Origin of the sequence: Paraburkholderia sp. J41 (assembly GCF_905220235.1) — a bacterium.
Classification (GTDB): Bacteria; Pseudomonadota; Gammaproteobacteria; order Burkholderiales; family Burkholderiaceae; genus Paraburkholderia.
Window position 1 is genome coordinate 232,847 of record NZ_CAJMZE010000002.1, and the last position, 16,534, is coordinate 249,380.

13 protein-coding genes are annotated in these 16,534 nt (G+C 66.8%); 6 read left to right on the top strand and 7 right to left on the bottom strand.

Annotation, left to right across the window (positions count from 1 at the left end; translation table 11 throughout):
• Positions 1–63: 63 nt before the first annotated feature.
• On the bottom strand, positions 64–1,893 hold the full coding sequence (locus tag U5805_RS03045) for a long-chain fatty acid--CoA ligase (protein ID WP_322101956.1): 1,830 nt from the start codon (positions 1,891–1,893) through the stop codon (positions 64–66).
• A gap of 82 nt (positions 1,894–1,975) precedes the next feature.
• Complete coding sequence (locus U5805_RS03050) at positions 1,976–2,749, bottom strand: SDR family oxidoreductase (RefSeq protein ID WP_322101957.1); 774 nt, start codon at positions 2,747–2,749, stop codon at positions 1,976–1,978.
• A gap of 234 nt (positions 2,750–2,983) precedes the next feature.
• Between U5805_RS03050 and U5805_RS03055 the strand changes: the two genes are divergently transcribed.
• From U5805_RS03055 to U5805_RS03080, 6 genes are all read left to right on the top strand, one after another.
• Positions 2,984–4,402: a hypothetical protein gene (locus U5805_RS03055; RefSeq protein ID WP_322101958.1), complete on the top strand. Its 1,419-nt coding sequence runs from the start codon at positions 2,984–2,986 to the stop codon at positions 4,400–4,402.
• 386 nt (positions 4,403–4,788) lie between these two features.
• Positions 4,789–6,006, top strand: a complete 1,218-nt coding sequence (locus tag U5805_RS03060; protein WP_322101959.1) for an MFS transporter — start codon at positions 4,789–4,791, stop codon at positions 6,004–6,006.
• A gap of 237 nt (positions 6,007–6,243) precedes the next feature.
• On the top strand, positions 6,244–8,121 hold the full coding sequence (locus tag U5805_RS03065; RefSeq protein ID WP_322101960.1) for an AMP-binding protein: 1,878 nt from the start codon (positions 6,244–6,246) through the stop codon (positions 8,119–8,121).
• Between the two features lie 183 nt (positions 8,122–8,304).
• Positions 8,305–9,168 (top strand): DUF1571 domain-containing protein, encoded by an 864-nt coding sequence (locus tag U5805_RS03070; RefSeq protein ID WP_322101961.1) that lies wholly within the window; start codon positions 8,305–8,307, stop codon positions 9,166–9,168.
• An 831-nt stretch (positions 9,169–9,999) separates the two neighbouring features.
• Positions 10,000–10,509 (top strand): RNA chaperone Hfq, encoded by a 510-nt coding sequence (gene hfq, locus U5805_RS03075; RefSeq protein ID WP_322101962.1) that lies wholly within the window; start codon positions 10,000–10,002, stop codon positions 10,507–10,509.
• Between the two features lie 192 nt (positions 10,510–10,701).
• Positions 10,702–10,878 (top strand): hypothetical protein, encoded by a 177-nt coding sequence (locus U5805_RS03080; RefSeq protein ID WP_322101963.1) that lies wholly within the window; start codon positions 10,702–10,704, stop codon positions 10,876–10,878.
• Positions 10,879–10,991: 113 nt separating this feature from the next.
• Here U5805_RS03080 and U5805_RS03085 read toward each other — a convergent pair whose 3' ends face one another.
• Genes U5805_RS03085 through U5805_RS03105 form a run of 5 tightly spaced genes read right to left on the bottom strand, consistent with a single transcriptional unit; the run spans position 10,992 to position 16,530 of the window.
• Positions 10,992–11,747: a DUF2968 domain-containing protein gene (locus U5805_RS03085; RefSeq protein ID WP_322101964.1), complete on the bottom strand. Its 756-nt coding sequence runs from the start codon at positions 11,745–11,747 to the stop codon at positions 10,992–10,994.
• Positions 11,748–11,792: 45 nt separating this feature from the next.
• On the bottom strand, positions 11,793–13,184 hold the full coding sequence (locus U5805_RS03090) for a sigma-54 dependent transcriptional regulator (protein WP_322101965.1): 1,392 nt from the start codon (positions 13,182–13,184) through the stop codon (positions 11,793–11,795).
• A gap of 20 nt (positions 13,185–13,204) precedes the next feature.
• On the bottom strand, positions 13,205–15,055 hold the full coding sequence (locus U5805_RS03095; RefSeq protein ID WP_322101966.1) for a TadG family pilus assembly protein: 1,851 nt from the start codon (positions 15,053–15,055) through the stop codon (positions 13,205–13,207).
• A gap of 1 nt (position 15,056) precedes the next feature.
• Positions 15,057–15,590: a DUF3613 domain-containing protein gene (locus tag U5805_RS03100; RefSeq protein ID WP_322101967.1), complete on the bottom strand. Its 534-nt coding sequence runs from the start codon at positions 15,588–15,590 to the stop codon at positions 15,057–15,059.
• 49 nt (positions 15,591–15,639) lie between these two features.
• The gene (locus tag U5805_RS03105) at positions 15,640–16,530 is read right to left on the bottom strand and encodes a pilus assembly protein (protein ID WP_322101968.1); all 891 of its coding nucleotides are present in this window, start codon (positions 16,528–16,530) and stop codon (positions 15,640–15,642) included.
• Positions 16,531–16,534 lie beyond the last annotated feature (4 nt).

The window sequence follows — 16,534 nt, forward strand, 5'->3', positions numbered from 1 at the left end:
TTCGATATCGAAACCCTGGTGAGTGAATTCGGGCGCTGATTCCGGCGCGGGTTCCGGCTCGATTCAGGCGTTGCCGCGCGCGTCGGCTTCGTCCTCCTGGAGCTTGCGCCAGAGGATCTTGCCGCTGCCCGACTTCGGCAACGTTTCGACGAACTGCACGACGCGCGGCGCCTTGTACGCCGCCATGTTCGCGTGCGCCCACGCGACGATTTCGTCCTCGTTCACACTGCCCACATGCGCGGGATCGAGCACGACCACGGCTTTCACCGTTTCGCCGCGCCGCGCGTCCTCGGCACCGATGATGCACACTTCCTTGATCGCCGGATGCCGGTACATGAGCGCTTCGACTTCGGCGGGCCAGACCTTGAAACCGGACGCATTGATCATGCGCTTGAGGCGGTCGGTCATGAAGTAATAGCCGTCTTCGTCGCGGCGCACGAGGTCGCCGGTGCGCAAAAAACGCTTGCCGTCGCGTTCGATGAACGCCTCGCGCGTGGCTTCGGGATTGCGCCAGTAGCCCCGCATTACCTGCGGCGCGTGCAGGATGAGTTCGCCAGGATCGCCCGGCGCCACTTCGTCGAGCGTGATGGGATCGATTATGCGGGCATCGACGTCGAACACGGGAATGCCGAGGCATTGCGGCTTCGGGCGCTGCGGCGGATTGATATGCGTGGCCGCCATCGTCTCCGACATGCCGTAGCCTTCCACGAAATCGAGTCCCGTCAAATCCTTGAGCTTCTTCACCACCGCGTCGGGCATGGTCGCGCCGCCGCCGCGCATCCATTTGAGGCTCGATAGATCGTATTCGCCCACGCGCGGATTCGAGAGAAAGTCGACGACCATGGTCGAGATTGCCTGCCAGCCGTTGATGCGGTAACGCTCGATGACGCGCGCGGCCGCATCGCGGTCCCAACGCGGCAACAGCACGACGGTCGAGCCGTTGTAGAGCGGACTGTTCATGCCGCCCTGCATGCCCGTGACGTGAAAGAGCGGCAGCACCGACAACTGCACGGCGTCCTGATTGCTGCCGAACCAGTTGCACCCGCCCACAGCGGTACACATCACGCTGCGATGCGTATGCATGCAGCCCTTCGGCTTGCCCGTGGTGCCCGAGGTGTACGGCATCACGCAAAGATCGTCGGGGCCCGCGGTGAGCGCGCCGGGCGCGTTGCGCGCGGCGAGAACGTCGGCCCAGTGCGCGACGCCGGGACCGTTCACGCTGCGCGGCGCGCTCACGAAATCGGGCGGCGGCGGGAACGGCTCGCGTTCGAGATAGTCGCTGTACGTAGCGACGATCACGTGCCGCAACGCGTTCGGTTCGCCGTTTTGCTCACAATTTCGCTCGCCGTTTCGCTCACTATTTCGCTCGCCATTCGCACGCACGAGCGGCGCGATGCGCGCATGGAGATCCTGCGCGACGAAGGCCGTCGCCGCGCCGCTGTCTTCCACGTAATGCGCGAGTTCTTCGGTGAGATTCATCGGATTGACGGGCACGACCACGGCATTGGCGCGCAGAATGCCGTAGTACGCGATGATCCACTGCGGACTGTTCTGCATGTAGAGCAGCACGCGGTCGCCGGCCTTCACGCCGCATTGCTGTTGCAGATAGCCGGCCACGCGTTCGGCTTCGTCCTTGAATCGCGCGAACGTGACCGGCGTGCCGTAGAACACGAGAAAAGGCTTGTCGGGATAGCGCGCGGCGGAGACTTCCGCGTTGTAGAAGAGGTGGGTCTGCGGAATGCTCAAGTGGTGCGCGAGATGCGCGGGCCAATGCGCAGACTGCGTTGACGACGGGGGCAACAACGAAGGCAACAACGCAGGCAACGGCGCAGGCGACGACGCCGGCGCCGTCAACGGCAATGCTTCGGACTGCGTAGGGATGGACGTCGGCATGGCGGCCTCTCGTTTCTTGGCTCGGGAACTTTCATCGCGCCTTCACCGCGCGCGATGGCTTGGCACTCGCATCTCGCTTCGCTCAAACGATGCTGGCGCCGCCGTCGACGGCCAGATATTGCCCCGTCATATGGCGCGACGCGCGGCTCGCGAGAAACACCACCGCGCCCTTGAGGTCGTCGTCGTCGCCGAGACGATGCAGCGGCGTATGGTCGATCACGGTCTGCCCAAGCTGGTCGAGCAAACCCGCCGACATCTTCGAGGGGAAGAAGCCGGGGCAGATCGCGTTCACGTTGATGTCGTACTTGCCCCACTCGGCCGCGAGCGCGCGCGTGAAATTGATGGCCGCCGCCTTCGAGGTGTTGTAGGCGATGGCCTGCATCGGCCCGAGCGCGCCCTTGAGGCCCGCAATCGAAGCGACATTGATGATCTTGCCGTGGCGCCGCGCGATCATGCTGCGTTTGCCCACTTCGCGCGCGAGGAAAAACGGCGCATTCACGTTGAGGTTCATGACCTTGTGCCACGCCTCGTCGGGATAGTCTTCGGCGGGCGCGCCCCATGTCGCGCCCGCGTTGTTCACGAGAATGTCGATATGGCCGCACGCCGCCAGCGTTGCGTCGACCAGCGGCGCGACGGCGGCGGGGTTTTGCAGATCGCTCACGAACGTGGTGGCCTCGATGCCGAGCGCCTGCAACCGGCTCGCCGCCTGCGCGAGTTCGTCGGCCTTGCGCGCCGTGATCGCTACGCGGCAGCCCATCTCGCCGAGCGCCTGCGCCATCTGCAAACCCAGCCCGCGCGAGCCGCCCGTGATGAGCGCCACCTGCCCGTCCAGATCGAACAATTCCCTGACCCGCATGCTCTCGTCTCCTTGGTTGGCTATCCGCTCGATCGCGTGATTTCACAATACGAAATTTCCGCGCCGACAAACGATTCTAGCGGCACCGTCGGATGAGGACAATACGGAAAAGCACGGTCGTTCAATAAAATGCACCGTGCATTGCGCGAGCGCATCTCAGAATATTCCGATTCTCTTGAGGCGAAGCGGCTGTAAGAATTTTCGTATTCTTTCGCGCGGCTTCGCCCAGGTCTTATGTCCAACTCCGCTGAACAACAACTCGTCGCCGCCTTCCGGGCTCACGCACAAGCGCCCGACCGCATTGGGCCGATCGTCGATCTCTGCAACGCGCTGATCCAGGTGCGCCGCAACGAGCACATGCTGCCGTGGGCCGACAAAGGTCTCGCGCTCGATCCCCGCCACGCCGGCCTGATCTACGCGCGCGCCCACGCGCTGCGTCTGCTGGGCCGGCACGCGGAAGCCGCCGCGACTTGGCGCGCGCACCGCTCGCTCGCCTGGTCGCCGTTTTACTGCGAGGTGCGGCTGGGCCGCGACCTCTATTTGAGCGGCGATATTTCGGAAGCGATCGCGTGCCTGAGCGACGTGGTGCGCAACGCGGGCGAGTCCGACACGCGCGACATCCAGAAAGCGCGTAAATGGCTCGCAGAAGCGCTGCTCAGCACCGGCGACACGGCCGGCTTCACGCACTGGCTTTGGCGCAATCGCGGCGACAGCGGCAGCTTCCGCTACGCCGAAGCGCCGATGTGGAGCGGCCAGCGCGACTTGCGCGGCGAACGCGTGCTCGTCACGCATCAAATGGGCTACGGCGATCAGCTTTTGCTGTACGCAGGCGTGCGCCAGTGGCTCGACGCGGGCGCCGCGATCATGATCACCTGCGACGGCGCGATTCACAGCCTGCTGCAAGCGTCGTGGCCCGAATGCCATGTGGTGGCGACCGGCCGCCCGCTGGCGATCGCCACCGAACTGCCGCCGCCGGCGCTCGAAGCCGCGCGCGCTTTCGCGCCCACGCTTCAGGCCACGCTGCTGCATCTGCCGCTGCTCGCCGCCACGGCTGCGCCCCGGCCCGCGCCTTATTTCCCTGCCTATCTGCGCGCTCCCGAAGAGGCGCGCGAGCGCGCCGCGCAATGGGCGCAAGCGCTGCGCGCCCGTCACCCCGGCAAACGGCTCGTCGGCCTGTTCTGGGACTGCGCGCAGCGCCACGACCCCGCCCAGGGCTGCAAGGAGCGTTGCTGGGCCGATTTGCGCAGCGTGCCGCTCGCCGAAATCGAGCGCCTCACGACCCACGCCGCGCTCACCCGCGACATCGAATTCGTGAGCCTGCATCATCCGGCGGCCGAGTCGCGCCACGGCACGCCGCGCGGCGCGCTTTCCCACTATGGCCCCGGCATCGGCAGCTTTGCCGATACCGCCGCGTGCCTCGAACAGCTCGACGCCGTGCTCAGCGTCGATGCCGTCGCCGCCAATCTCAGCGCGATGGCGGGCAAGCCGACCGTCGTCCTCTCGAATCCCACCGGCGAATGGCGTTGGGGCAGCGAGGCGCACAGCGGCACGGGCTCGCCGTGGATGGCTAACGTGACCGTGCTGCGCCAGGCGGCCATGGGCGAATGGCACGACGTCATTTCCCGCGCGATGGGGTGGCTGTCGGCGCGTTAATGCGGAACATCGGCGCCGCACGTTTTTAAGCGTGCTGTTCGAGCGGCTTCACGCGGCTTCACGCGGCGAGCGGAGGCGGCGGCAATGACGGATTTAAAGGGCCGTTCGCCATGCCGATGTTTGCAGCCGTTAAATCATTCGAGCAACCGTCATTCTTTCATTCGGCACCGCGTCGTTAAATTACATTTAAATTACGATCAAGACATTTAGCTTTCATTTAAAGCGCCATTCTCCAGGGATTAATACGGGTTTGCGCCGGACATTCATGCAAATGTTTAATGCCGGGCGTACACTCGCGACAGGCCCGCAGCGGGGGTCCGACCAAGCCACACGAAGCAATGCCGGGAGACAGGGCATTGCGCCGGAATCCAAGGAGAACCAACAACATGAGCTGGACGCGAGAACAGAAAAACGTCACGATCGCGGCGTATTTGGGGTGGACGCTGGACGCATTCGATTTCTTTCTGACGGTTTTCGTTCTGAAAGACATTGCCACCGAATTCAACACGAAAATTCCCGCCGTGGCATTCGCCATTACGCTGACGCTCGCCATGCGTCCGCTCGGCGCGCTGATATTCGGCCGTCTCGCCGACAAATACGGCCGCCGTCCCACGCTGATGGTCAACATCGCGTGCTATTCGCTGCTGGAATTGCTTTCGGGCTTCTCGCCGAACCTCACGACCTTCATCACGCTGCGCGCGCTGTTCGGCATCGCAATGGGTGGCGAATGGGGCGTGGGCTCCGCGCTCACGATGGAAACCATTCCGCCCAAGGCGCGCGGCGTCGTCTCCGGCCTGCTGCAAGCGGGTTATCCGAGCGGTTATCTGCTCGCCTCGATCGTGTTCGGCGTGCTGTACCAGTACATCGGCTGGCGCGGCATGTTCTTCGTCGGCGTGCTGCCCGCGCTGCTGGTGCTCTACGTGCGCGCGCACGTGCCCGAATCGCCGGCCTGGAAGGAAATGGAAAAGCGCCAGCGCCCGAGCCTGCTTGCCACGCTCAAGCACAATCTCGCCCTCTCGATCTATGCGATCGTGCTCATGACGGCGTTCAACTTCTTCTCGCACGGCACCCAGGATCTCTACCCGACCTTCCTGCGCGAACAACATCACTTCGACCCGCATACGGTGTCGCTCATCACGATCGTGCTGAATATCGGCGCGATCGTCGGCGGTCTGTTCTTCGGCTCGGTTTCGGAGAAGATCGGCCGCCGCCGCGCCATTTTCATCGCCGCGCTGATCGCGCTGCCGGTGCTGCCGCTGTGGGCGTTCTCGCAAGGCCCGATGCTGCTGGCGCTGGGCGCGTTCCTCATGCAGATTTCGGTGCAAGGCGCGTGGGGCGTGATTCCCGTCCATCTCAACGAAATCTCGCCCGACGAAATTCGCGCAACCTTCCCCGGCCTCGTCTACCAGCTCGGCAATCTGTTCGCGTCGGTCAATGCGACGATGCAGGCGTCGCTCGCCGAAACACACGACAACAACTACGGCATGGCCATGGCGATCGTCGCCGGCACCGTGGCCGTCGTGATCGCCGTGCTGATCCTGTTCAGCCGCGAGCGCCGCGGCATCGACATGACGCAGTCCGCGAAGGCGGTGACGAACACTTGACGCCCGCTTTCGCTTGATCGTCCCGATCGTCTCGATCGAGACGATCGCGCCAGTCTGAGACGTCGACCGAAGGCCGTGCCGGGTTCGCCCGCACGGCCTTTTTCGTTTTTCGCGCCGGGAGGTGTCGCTCGCGCGGGCCACTCGCGCAGGCCGCGCGCGCCTTTGCGGGTAACACCTGTTGCCCGCGCCGCGCGCGACGCGGCATGATGTCGATCATGCCCTGCCCGGAGCACCCGCATGAGCGATACGCCGCTTCCCCGTCCGGCCGCCGCGCCGGCGCCGCACGCCGCTACCGGGGCCGCTACCGGGGCCGCTACCGGGCACCTCGCCGCGCCCAACACCGACGGCATCTGGTACGCCTCGTATCCGCCGGGCGTGCCGCACGAAATCGACCTCGACGTCCACACCTCGCTCGCGCGTTTCTTCGACGATTGCACCACGCGCTTTCGCGAGCGCGTCGCCTACGTGAGCGCCGGCTCGCCAATGACCTACGGCACGCTCGCGCGCAAGGCCACGGCGTTCGCGTCGTGGCTCCAGAACGTGGGCGTCGCGCCCGGCGAGCGCGTGGCGATCATGCTGCCCAACACGCTTCAATATCCCGTTGCGCTGTTCGGCGCGCTCAAGGCGGGCGCCGTGGTCGTCAACGTGAATCCGCTCTACACCGCGCGCGAACTCGCGCATCAGTTGAAAGACAGCGGCGCGCGCGCCATCGTCGTGTTCGAGAATTTCGCGGCCACGCTGCAAAAAGCGCTGCCGGGAACGCGCGTGGAGCACGTCGTGGTGACGGCGCTCGGCGACCTGCTCGGCGAAGGGCTGAATCTCAAGGGCCGCTTCATCAACTTCATGCTGCGCCATGTGAAGAAGATGGTGCCGCCTTACGCGTTGCCGCAAGCGGTGCGGCTCGCCGATGCGCTCGAACGCGGCGCGCGCGAACCGCGTGCGCCCGTGACCACGCAAGCCGACGATCTCGCCTTTCTCCAGTACACGGGCGGCACCACCGGCGTCGCGAAAGGCGCGATGCTCACGCACGGCAACGTGCTTGCGAACGTGTTGCAGGCAAAGGCGTGGGTCGGCACGCAGTTCGACGGCGACGACGATAACGCGAACGGCAACAACAACGACAACGTCCCCGCGCGCGCCGAAACGGTGCTCACGCCGCTGCCGCTCTATCACATCTATTCGCTCACCCTCAACGCGTTCATCTTCATGGCGCTCGGCGGACGCAACATTCTCATCGCGAATCCGCGCGACATGAAGCGCGTGATGAAAATCCTGCGCCACGAAACCTTCAGTTGCATCAGCGCGGTGAACACGCTCTACGCGGCCCTGCTCGACAACGAGGCCTTTCGCGCGCGCGACTTCTCCGGCCTCAAGCTCGCGATGGCCGGCGGCATGGCGACCCAGCACGCCGTGGCCGAACGCTTTCGCGCCGTGACGGGCAAACCCATCGTGGAAGGCTACGGCCTCACCGAATGCTCGCCGATCGTCGCGATGAATCCCGTCGATCTCGCGCATCTCGCGGAATTCGCGGGCTCGATCGGCCTGCCCGCGCCCTCCACCCAGGTGCGCCTGCGCCGCGACGACGGCACGTGGGCCGGCATCGGCGAAACGGGCGAAATTTGCGTGCAAGGCCCGCAGGTGATGCGCGGCTACTGGAACCGCCCCGACGAAACCGCGAAGGCGTTCGTCGAGGGCGGCTGGTTCGCGACCGGCGACATCGGCGTGATGGACGCGCGCGGCTTCATTCGCCTGATCGACCGCAAGAAGGACATGATTCTGGTCTCGGGCTTCAACGTCTACCCGAACGAAATCGAGGACGTGCTGACGATGCATCCCGGCGTGCGCGAGGCGGCGGCCGTGGGCGTGCCCGACGAACGCCAGGGCGAGCGCGTGAAAGTGTTCGTGGTGAAGCGCGATCCGGCGCTCACCGAGCAAGCCGTGATCGCGTTTTGCCGCGAACATCTCACCGGCTACAAGGTGCCGCGCCTCGTGGAGTTTCGCGCCACGCTGCCGCAGACCAACATCGGCAAGATCCTGCGCCGCGAGCTGCGCGACGAGGAAATCGCCAAAACCGGCGCAACGCTCGCCGGCGCAGGGAAGAAAACGCCCTCGTGAAACGTTGACGAGAGGTCGGCGCGCGAAAGCCTTAGGGCTCGCGCGCGGACGTTTCGCAACCGCCGGCGCACGCGGGAGAACTTGCCGATGATGTTTCGCCCCCCGTGGGTTTGCTGGCTTTCGCGTCCGGTCGCGCCGGGCGCGCGATGCTGGATTCTTTTCGTCATCCTTACGATTTTGGCCGTGACGCCAGAAACGGCGACGGCGACGGCGACGATGGCGACGGCGACGATGGCGGCCGGCATCGCGCAACAAGAAGCCGCCACCGTGCCATCGACCGCCGTCGGCGCGCTCGCCGTCGACGATCAGGTGCGCTGGCTCCAGCGCGCCGCGCGCGACGACACGCTCGCGCAACTCGAAGACACGAAGCTCGTCGCCCTCTTCGCCTCGCTCGATCCGCGCGCGCTCGTGCGCTACATCGCGGCCGGGCCGAACGGCTACGACGCGTGCGAATTCACGATGCGGCATCGCGAACGCATCGGCGGACGCTGGCCGAAAACGCCCGATCACGTGCTCGTGCGGCTCGCGCACGACCCGCTGCGGCTCTACGCGCGCTGGCTGCCCGACGGCGCGCACGCGGGCCAGGAAGTGCTCTACGATGCGGCGCGGCGCGGCGACGCGATGTACGGCCACGCGGGCGGCGTGTTCGGCGTGGTGTCGATGTGGACGCGGCTCGACGGCGCGTTCGCACGTTCGCAATCGCATCATCGGCTGACAGATCTCGGCACCGAATCGATCGCGCGCCAGTTTCTCGCCGACTTTCCGCGCCTTGCCGACTCGGGCGCCGCGAAGCCGTCGCAGGTCGCCGTTCAAACGCGCGACGGCGTGCGCGTGGTCGCGCTCACCTGGGACGCGCCCGCCGACGCGAGCGGCCTGCCCGCCAGCCGCGAAACGCTCGGGCTCGATTTGCGGCATCCGTGGTTTCGCACCGTGCAGTCGTACGACGGCGCGGGCCGCCTGATCGAGGACGTGGTGATCGAGCACATCGAACCGAAAACGTTCGACGCGTTCACCTTCGACGCGAGCAATCCCGATTACCGTTTTTGATCCGGCATCGCCGCTGCCCGGCTTTGCCGCCGAGCGCGCCGCATGCGTCGAAGACGAGTTTCGTCCGACGCGGCCGCTTCCGCCGGATACCGCTGCGCCGCACGGCGCAGGCCACGTCGGCGCCCGTTGTCGAGGTGCGCGGCGTTGCCGTGTGCGTGGCGCGCTTTTCGCGCGATAACGCAGCAGCGCGCATCATTGCCTGCGGGCAGCGCTTTTGCGCAGACGAAGACCCTCGCGTACGTATGCAAACTCGCACGAGCGAGCGGCGCCGCTTGTGCGCGGGCGCACGGAACGCCGCGCGCAAACAGGGAAAATCGCCGATAAGACCTTAAGCGCCTCAAGAAAAATGCAGGCCAAAGGCGCCGAGGTGCAATTGAACCGAGCACGGCGCGCCGTCATGCGCTACGCTGTAAAGCAATGCCGAGGCAACGCGCGTGCGTCGATCTGTCACGTTAGCGAGGGCGGCGTGAATTGACGCGTTTTTTTCATGGCGCCAGGTGGCGTTGATCGGCGGATTTAACCGGTGGCGTAGCGCGCCAAAGCAGCGGCAAACTGTTTCGTCGAAGCCAACCGAACGACATCCGCGCAACATCGGAGCGACGTCGGAGCGACGTCGAAGTGCCTCGCCCGGCCGCGCCGCTCGCGGCGGCCATCGACGAAGCGCGCAACGATGTGTTACTTCTGCGAACCTGCGACCGTGGTCGCGACCCGGTATAGTTCGATATCAAGCTGCTCCCGCTGCACGCGCGGTTCGACCGCACAGGGTAGAATCGCGGCGAGCAAACGTTTCCAACTGATTGCGGCATTGCGCCGCCTGGCCAAATCTAGTCCATGCCTTCCGCAGAATCGCACCCGCAAAACGACTTCATGAACGCCGCGCGAAAGGAAAGAAAGCGCGTCGAGATTTATCTGGTCAACGGCATTCGCCTGACCGGATGCATCGAGTCGTTCGATCAGTACCTGGTGATGCTGCGCACGCCCGTCGGCCTGCAAGGCATTTACAAGCGCGCCATTTCCACCATTCAGCTCGACACGGGCACGCGTCCCGGTCCGCGCCCCGGCGGCGGCAGCCGCGGTTCGCACGGCGAGCACACGAGCCGCGGGCCGCACGGCGCTCACGGCACGCATGGCGGCCACGGCCCGCGCGAGTCCAGAGAGCCGCGCGAACCGCGCGACGCGTGGTCGTCGCCCTCGGGCGAGCGTCCCGAGCGCGGCGAGCGGCCTTCGTCGCCCTCGTCCTCCTCGGACGGCCCAGTGGTGGTCACGCGCCGCCGCCGTTTGTACGGCGCCGTGAACAACGGCGGCAACGGCAACGGCAACGACGGCTCGGGCAACCACTAAACGCCGGCTGCCTCCCAACGCCGGCTCGCGTTCGCAGCCGGCTTCCCGCACGGGCGCGCTGTTGCGCGCCCGTTTGCCTCACGCGCGGCACACGTTCCGCTGGATCGGGAAATCCGCTTCGCGCTTCGCCATCAGCGTTCCGGTCTTTGCGTTATTCTGACGGACGAGTCACTTACGCAACGGGAGACTGCCATGAGCGCATCCAAGCCGAACCCTTCGCAAACGCCGCAGCAAGATCCGCTCGACGAAGCGCTCGAAGAGACCTTTCCGGCCAGCGATCCGATTTCCATCGACCCGTCGCCCCCTCCGCCCGCGCCCGCCGACGAAACGCGCAAGCACGGCGAAACGCATCGCCACGGCAAGCGTTGAAGCGCACGCCGCTCGCTCCGGCATCGGCATCAACATCGGCATCGGCATCGGCATGAAAAAAAGGCGGAACGCCCTTCGACGTTCCGCCTTTCGTATTGAAGCGCCCGCTTCAATCAGCGTGTGGGCAACCCGCCTTCCACCTGGCGTTGCAGTTCGGTCACCTGGCGCTGCACCGCGCGCAATTGATCCTGCGCCGCCGTCTTTTCCGCTTGCAGCGCGTTGGCCTGCTCGCTCGTCTGCTTCTGCTGGTTCGCCACCACGGCCTGCTGCTGGCGCGCCACCGTGAGATCGGCCTGGAGCCGGTTCGCGCGGTCCTGCGTGATCTCGATCAGATGATTCGTGTACGCCTTCTGCGCTTCCAGACGCGTGCGGCGAATCTCCACTTCCGCGAGCTGCGCCGATTTCGCCGCGAAACCGCGATAGATCGCCTCGGCGCGCGTTTCGTCGACCGTCTTGATCACGCGCCAGAACGTCTTGTTCTGGAACAGCGCCACGTAGTACGTCATTTCCTTGCCGTAGAACAGCAGGCTCGCGCCGTAGGTGCCGTTGTAGGTCGTGCGCAGCTCGTTCAGCTCCGAGCCGCGAATCATGCGTTGCAGCTCCGCCACGTTGCCGGCGGCGTTCTGCTTCGCCTCGTCGGGCGTGAGCGCCGTTGCCGACTGACTGCCCGGCAACGGCTGCGCCGCCCCGGCCTGGGTCTCCTGCACCGCGGCGGCGCCCGCGCTGTCGGGCGATGGCGCGGCGCTCGCGGCGACCGGCACAGCAGGTTGCATTTGTGTCGCCGAGGTCTGTGCGCAGCCCGTGCCCATTCCCCCCACCGACACCAGGACCGCCAGGGCGATCCGCCGAACTCTCCAGTTGTCGTTCATAGTTTCTGCTTGAACCGTTCTAATTTTTACAAATCGGCACAATTATTACTCAGTTTCGCGCGTTTCGGGCTCCTCGTCGAAAATTTGATATTTGCGGATTTTTTCCCATAGCACCTTGCGGCTGATACCCAGAAATTGCGCCGTGTCCTTGCGCCGCCAGCCGTTCTGGTCGAGCGCCGCGAGCAGGCGGCTGCGCTCGGCCATGTCCCATTTGCTGCGGTCGACGACGGGCGCGAGCGCATCGGCGCCCGTGCTCGCCTGCGCGCCCAGCGCGCCCGCCAGCAAGCGGCGCAGGCGCGTCGCGTCCCAACTGCCGGTTTGCCGCACCGTCACGCCGATGCGCTCGGCCAGGTTGCGCAGCTCGCGCACGTTGCCGGGAAAGCGCATCGCCGCCACCGAGTCGGCAAGCCAGTATGGCAGTTCTGGCAGCGCCGCGAGTCGTTCCGTGCCCACCACGGTCGAAACGAACGCCTTGAACAGCGCGATCTTGTCGACGGCGCCGCGCTCCTCGAGCGACGGCACGATCAGCTCGATCACGGCGAGCCGGTAGTAGAGATCGGCGCGGAAACCGCCCTCCTTCACGAGCTGCGGCAATTGCCGGTTGGTCGCGGCCACGAGCCGGAAATCGACCTTCATCGGCGTCGCGGAGCCGATGCGCGTGACCGTGCCGTCCTCCAGCACGCGCAGCAGCTTGACCTGCTGATAGAGCGGCAGATCGCCGATTTCGTCGAGAAAGAGCGTGCCGCCGTCGGCCTGCTCGAAGTAGCCCTTGTGCGCGAGCGCGGCGCCCGTGAACGAGCCCTTCGCGTGGCCGAAAAAGAGCGACTCGAACAGCCCGTCGGGAATCGCGCCGCAGTTCACGGCGACGAACGGCCCCGCGCCGTAGCGGCTGTGCTTGCGATGCAGAAGCTCCGCGATGCGCTCCTTGCCCGTGCCGGTTTCGCCGTGCACGAGCACGCTCGTGTCGCAGTCGGCGAAGGTTTCGATCTCGCGCATGAGCGCGCGCATGGGCTCCGATTCGGCCACGAGCGCGTCGGCGGCCGCGGTCTGCGCGGAATGCGCGCGCAACTGGAGCACGAGCTTCGTCACGAGCCCGCGCAATTCGGCGCACGTGAAGTCGAGCGGCAGGATGTACGAATATTCGGCCGGATACATGGCCGGATCGTTGTCGCGCGGCGCCGCGCCCACCCAGATCACGGGCATGCCGTGAGTGGCCTGCCATTCGCGCAGCACGAGCGCGCCCGCGTCGATGGCGCTCACGCTCACCACGGCGATCGACGCGCGCGCCGCCATGCGCTGCGCGGAGACGGCGGTGTCGTCGGCGCGGATCACCTCCACATCGAGACTCGCCATGCAGCGCGCGATGCGCTCGACAATATCGGCCTTGCCTTCCCAAACGTAGAGGTCGAGTTCCTCGATGGGGGTAGTGGTTCGCATCGTGTGACTTTCGGTTAGTGCTATTGAACGAGTTGCGCGACGCCGCACGTCAGCGCAAACGCGCTGACGTCGGCCACGCCCGCCTGCACGCCGAGCAGTTGCAGCAACGGCTCGATCACCAGCGTGTCGAGCGCGTTGAGCACCGTGCCGGACAGCGCGGTGAGAACGGTGTTGAGCACGCCGCTTACCAGATCGTTGACCGTTTTGCCGATCCCGAGCAAGCCGAGCAGCGAGCCGAGGCCGAGCAGATTGAGCGGCTTCGCGAGCGACACGGGCTGCCCGAACAGCGTCACCTGCAACGTGCCCTGCGAAAGCTGATTGACCGCGGAAGCGAGGCCGTTGGCGAGCGCGCCGCCGATCGCGTTGGTATTGGCCGAATTGCCGTCGAGCGCGGCGCCGTTGCCGTCGAAGGTCAGATGGGCCGTTTGCGGGCTCACGAGCGGCAACGACAGCGAACCGTTCACGGCCAGCGTGCTGCCGACCACGCTGAGGATCGGCGCGGCCGAACCGCTGCACTGTCCTTCCGTGAGGGTGGCCGGCGTGCCCGGCGTACCCACGCACAGATTGGCGATGCCGGGCTGCACGGTGATCGCCATGCGGCTGTCCTCACGCGTCGGCGCGCATTGCGCCGAATCGAGCCCGGCCGTGGCCTGCGCCACTTCCACGTAGAGCGGCAACTGCACGTCGCCCACCAGACCGACCAGCGACGTCTTGCCGAGATCGAGCGTGAGCTGCACGACAATCTGCGCGTTATGCGCCTCGGTGCGCCAAGGCGGCGGATTCGGCGGATTGGGGCCGGCCTCGCCCACCGCGATCGTCGGCGGCGACAGCACGTTCACGCCCAGCGACACCCCCGCCGAAAGCACGCTGCTCAGCGCCGGCCATTGCGTCAGATCGAGCTGCACGCTCACCGGCGGCTTGCCCGCCTGCGCGATCTCGGCCGCGACGATCAGCATCTGCAAGGCGTTCACGGTCGCGTTGGCCGCCGACTGCGCGTTCGCGAGCCCGAGCGACAGCAGCGCGGGCGCGCCCGTCCGGCTCGCGAGCGCGATCTTCGTGTCTTGCTTCGCCGCCGCCGTGGCGGCGAGGTTCAGGCCCGCGACGGCAGCCTGCACGTCGGCCGTGAGCGCGCCGTCGTTCTGCACCGCGCTCGCGACGAGTGTGGCGATGCGGCTCACGTTGGCCTGCGCGTCGAGCAGGCCGTCGACGGTGCCGGCGTCGGTGGCGACGGCCGCGAGATCGGCAACCTTGATGTTGGCGTTGGCGATGCCGTTCCACGACACCAGATCGAGCTTGACCGAGGTGCCGAGCAGCGAGCTGAGCAGCCCGTTGAGCAGATTCGCCTGCACGAGCGTGGTGGCGAGCGAGAACGCGCCGACCACCGTGGCTTGCGCCGTCGCGCTTGCGCTGATCGTGCGCGCGGGTCCGGCGAAGAAGTACGGCACCGTGTTCGTCGCCATCACGGCCACGCCGTTCCAGGGCGTCGCGCCGTTCGGCGTGAAGCTCATGGCCGGAGGATTGGCCGCTTGCTGGCCGCTCTGGTCCCAGCGCCCGCAGACGACCGAGAGCGAGCGCGTGCCCGCCTGCGCGACGAAACCGTTGGTCGCCGCGTTGGCCGTGGCCGTTGCCGTGGGCTGCGCGCAGCTATCGTCCATCTGCTGCGCGGCCGCGAGCGCCGCGAGATCGGCGACATTCTGAAGCGAGCGCCGCGCGCTGTAGAGATTCGCCAGATCGAGCACGCCCAGCGCCGCCACCGCGAGCACGATGGCGAGCGTCGCCATCACGGCGATGGAGCCTTGCGCGCGCCGGCGCAAGGAAGCCCGCGAGCCGCGACGCGAGTGCGGGAACAGGGTGCGTGCCGGCCCGCTCATCTCAGTAGGCGCCGCCGGTTTGCGCGCTGCCCGCGCCGCCGCCCGCGCCGCTGCCCGAGCCCGCCGCGCCCGATTGCACCGACGAGCCGAAGCTCGTCGGAATCGGCGTCTTGAACGAGTTGAGGTAACGGTCGTAGGCGTAACCCGCTTCGGCGCCGAGCATGGGCTGGGCGGGCGCCGCCTGCGCGTTGCTGCGTTGGAGCGCGAGCCACGCGCGCGCCGAATGGCCGACTTCGCTCGCCGTCGCAGCGGGTTCGCGCGGAGCTTCCTGCCTGGCGTTCTGTTGGGCGTTCTGTTGGGCGTTCTGTTGGGCGTTCTGTTGGGCGTTCTGCTGCGCGCTCTGTTGGGCGTTCTGCTGGGCGCTCTGCTGCGCGCTCTGTTGGACGTTCTGCTGCGCGCTCTGTTGGGCTTCCTGTTGCGCGCAGGCGGCGCCCGCGAACAGCGCGGCGCCCATGGCGGCAAGCGCTGCGGCAAGCGGCGCATGCCAGCGTGCGCGATTCATGCGGCGCGCAATATCGCGCATCTGCGGTTTCATGTCGTTCCCCTCACGTCGTTCCCCTTCTGCATGTCGGTTTTTTTTCGCGTCACTGCGTCAGGCGCGCGACGAGACGCCCTTGCCCCACGCCGCTCCAGCCGCCGATCCCGTTCGCATCGACGACTTTCGCCGATGCATGCGGCAACGCGGGCGCCTCCGGCGGCGGCAACTCCGACACCTCGCGCGTGCGCCTTGCCTGCGCGATCTTGCGCGCGTCGCGTTCGACGGCCGCGCGCGTTTCGGCGGGCAAATTCTGTTGCGTCATCAGACTGCGCGCGCCGCCCGCGTCGCCGCTCGCGACGAGATACAGCGCGACGTTCGCCACGATGCGCGGGTTATGCGCGTCGAGTTCGATCGCCTTCAGAAGCGGCACGCGCGCGGCGGGCACCTCGCCGTCGCGCAGCAGTGCGTAGCCGAGATCGGAGAGCGTGGCCGCGTCGGTGGGCGCGAGCGCGGACGCCGCCGCGAGTTCCTGCGCCGCTTTGCGGAAATCGCCCGCGCCGCCCGCGAGCAGCCCGAGCCCGCGATGGCCGCGCCCTTCGAGCGGCGTGCCCGCGAGTTGCGCGTAAGCCGCCGCGCTCGCGGCGCTCTGTCCGGTCGCGCGCAACGCGTCGGCGCGCAGCAGGATCGATTGCGGGCTCGCGCCGTACTGGCGCTCGTAGGCGTCGATATGCGCGAGCGACGCGTAATAAAGCCCCTCGCCTTGCATGCGCTCGATCAGCCCGAGATACATGCCGGGCGTGTCGGGCGCGGGTTCCTGCGCGGCGGCGCGCATCTGCTGCTCGGCCTGCGCCTGCTCGCCGACGCCGTAGCCGTTCCTGGTCGCGCAAGCGCCCAGCGGCAACAGCGCGGCAAACGCGGCAAGCAGCACCGCGTTCGTGAGCGCGGGCGCAAGGCCGCGCGCGCGAGGTCGAGTGTCGGGGAGATGTCGTGAATGCATCGTC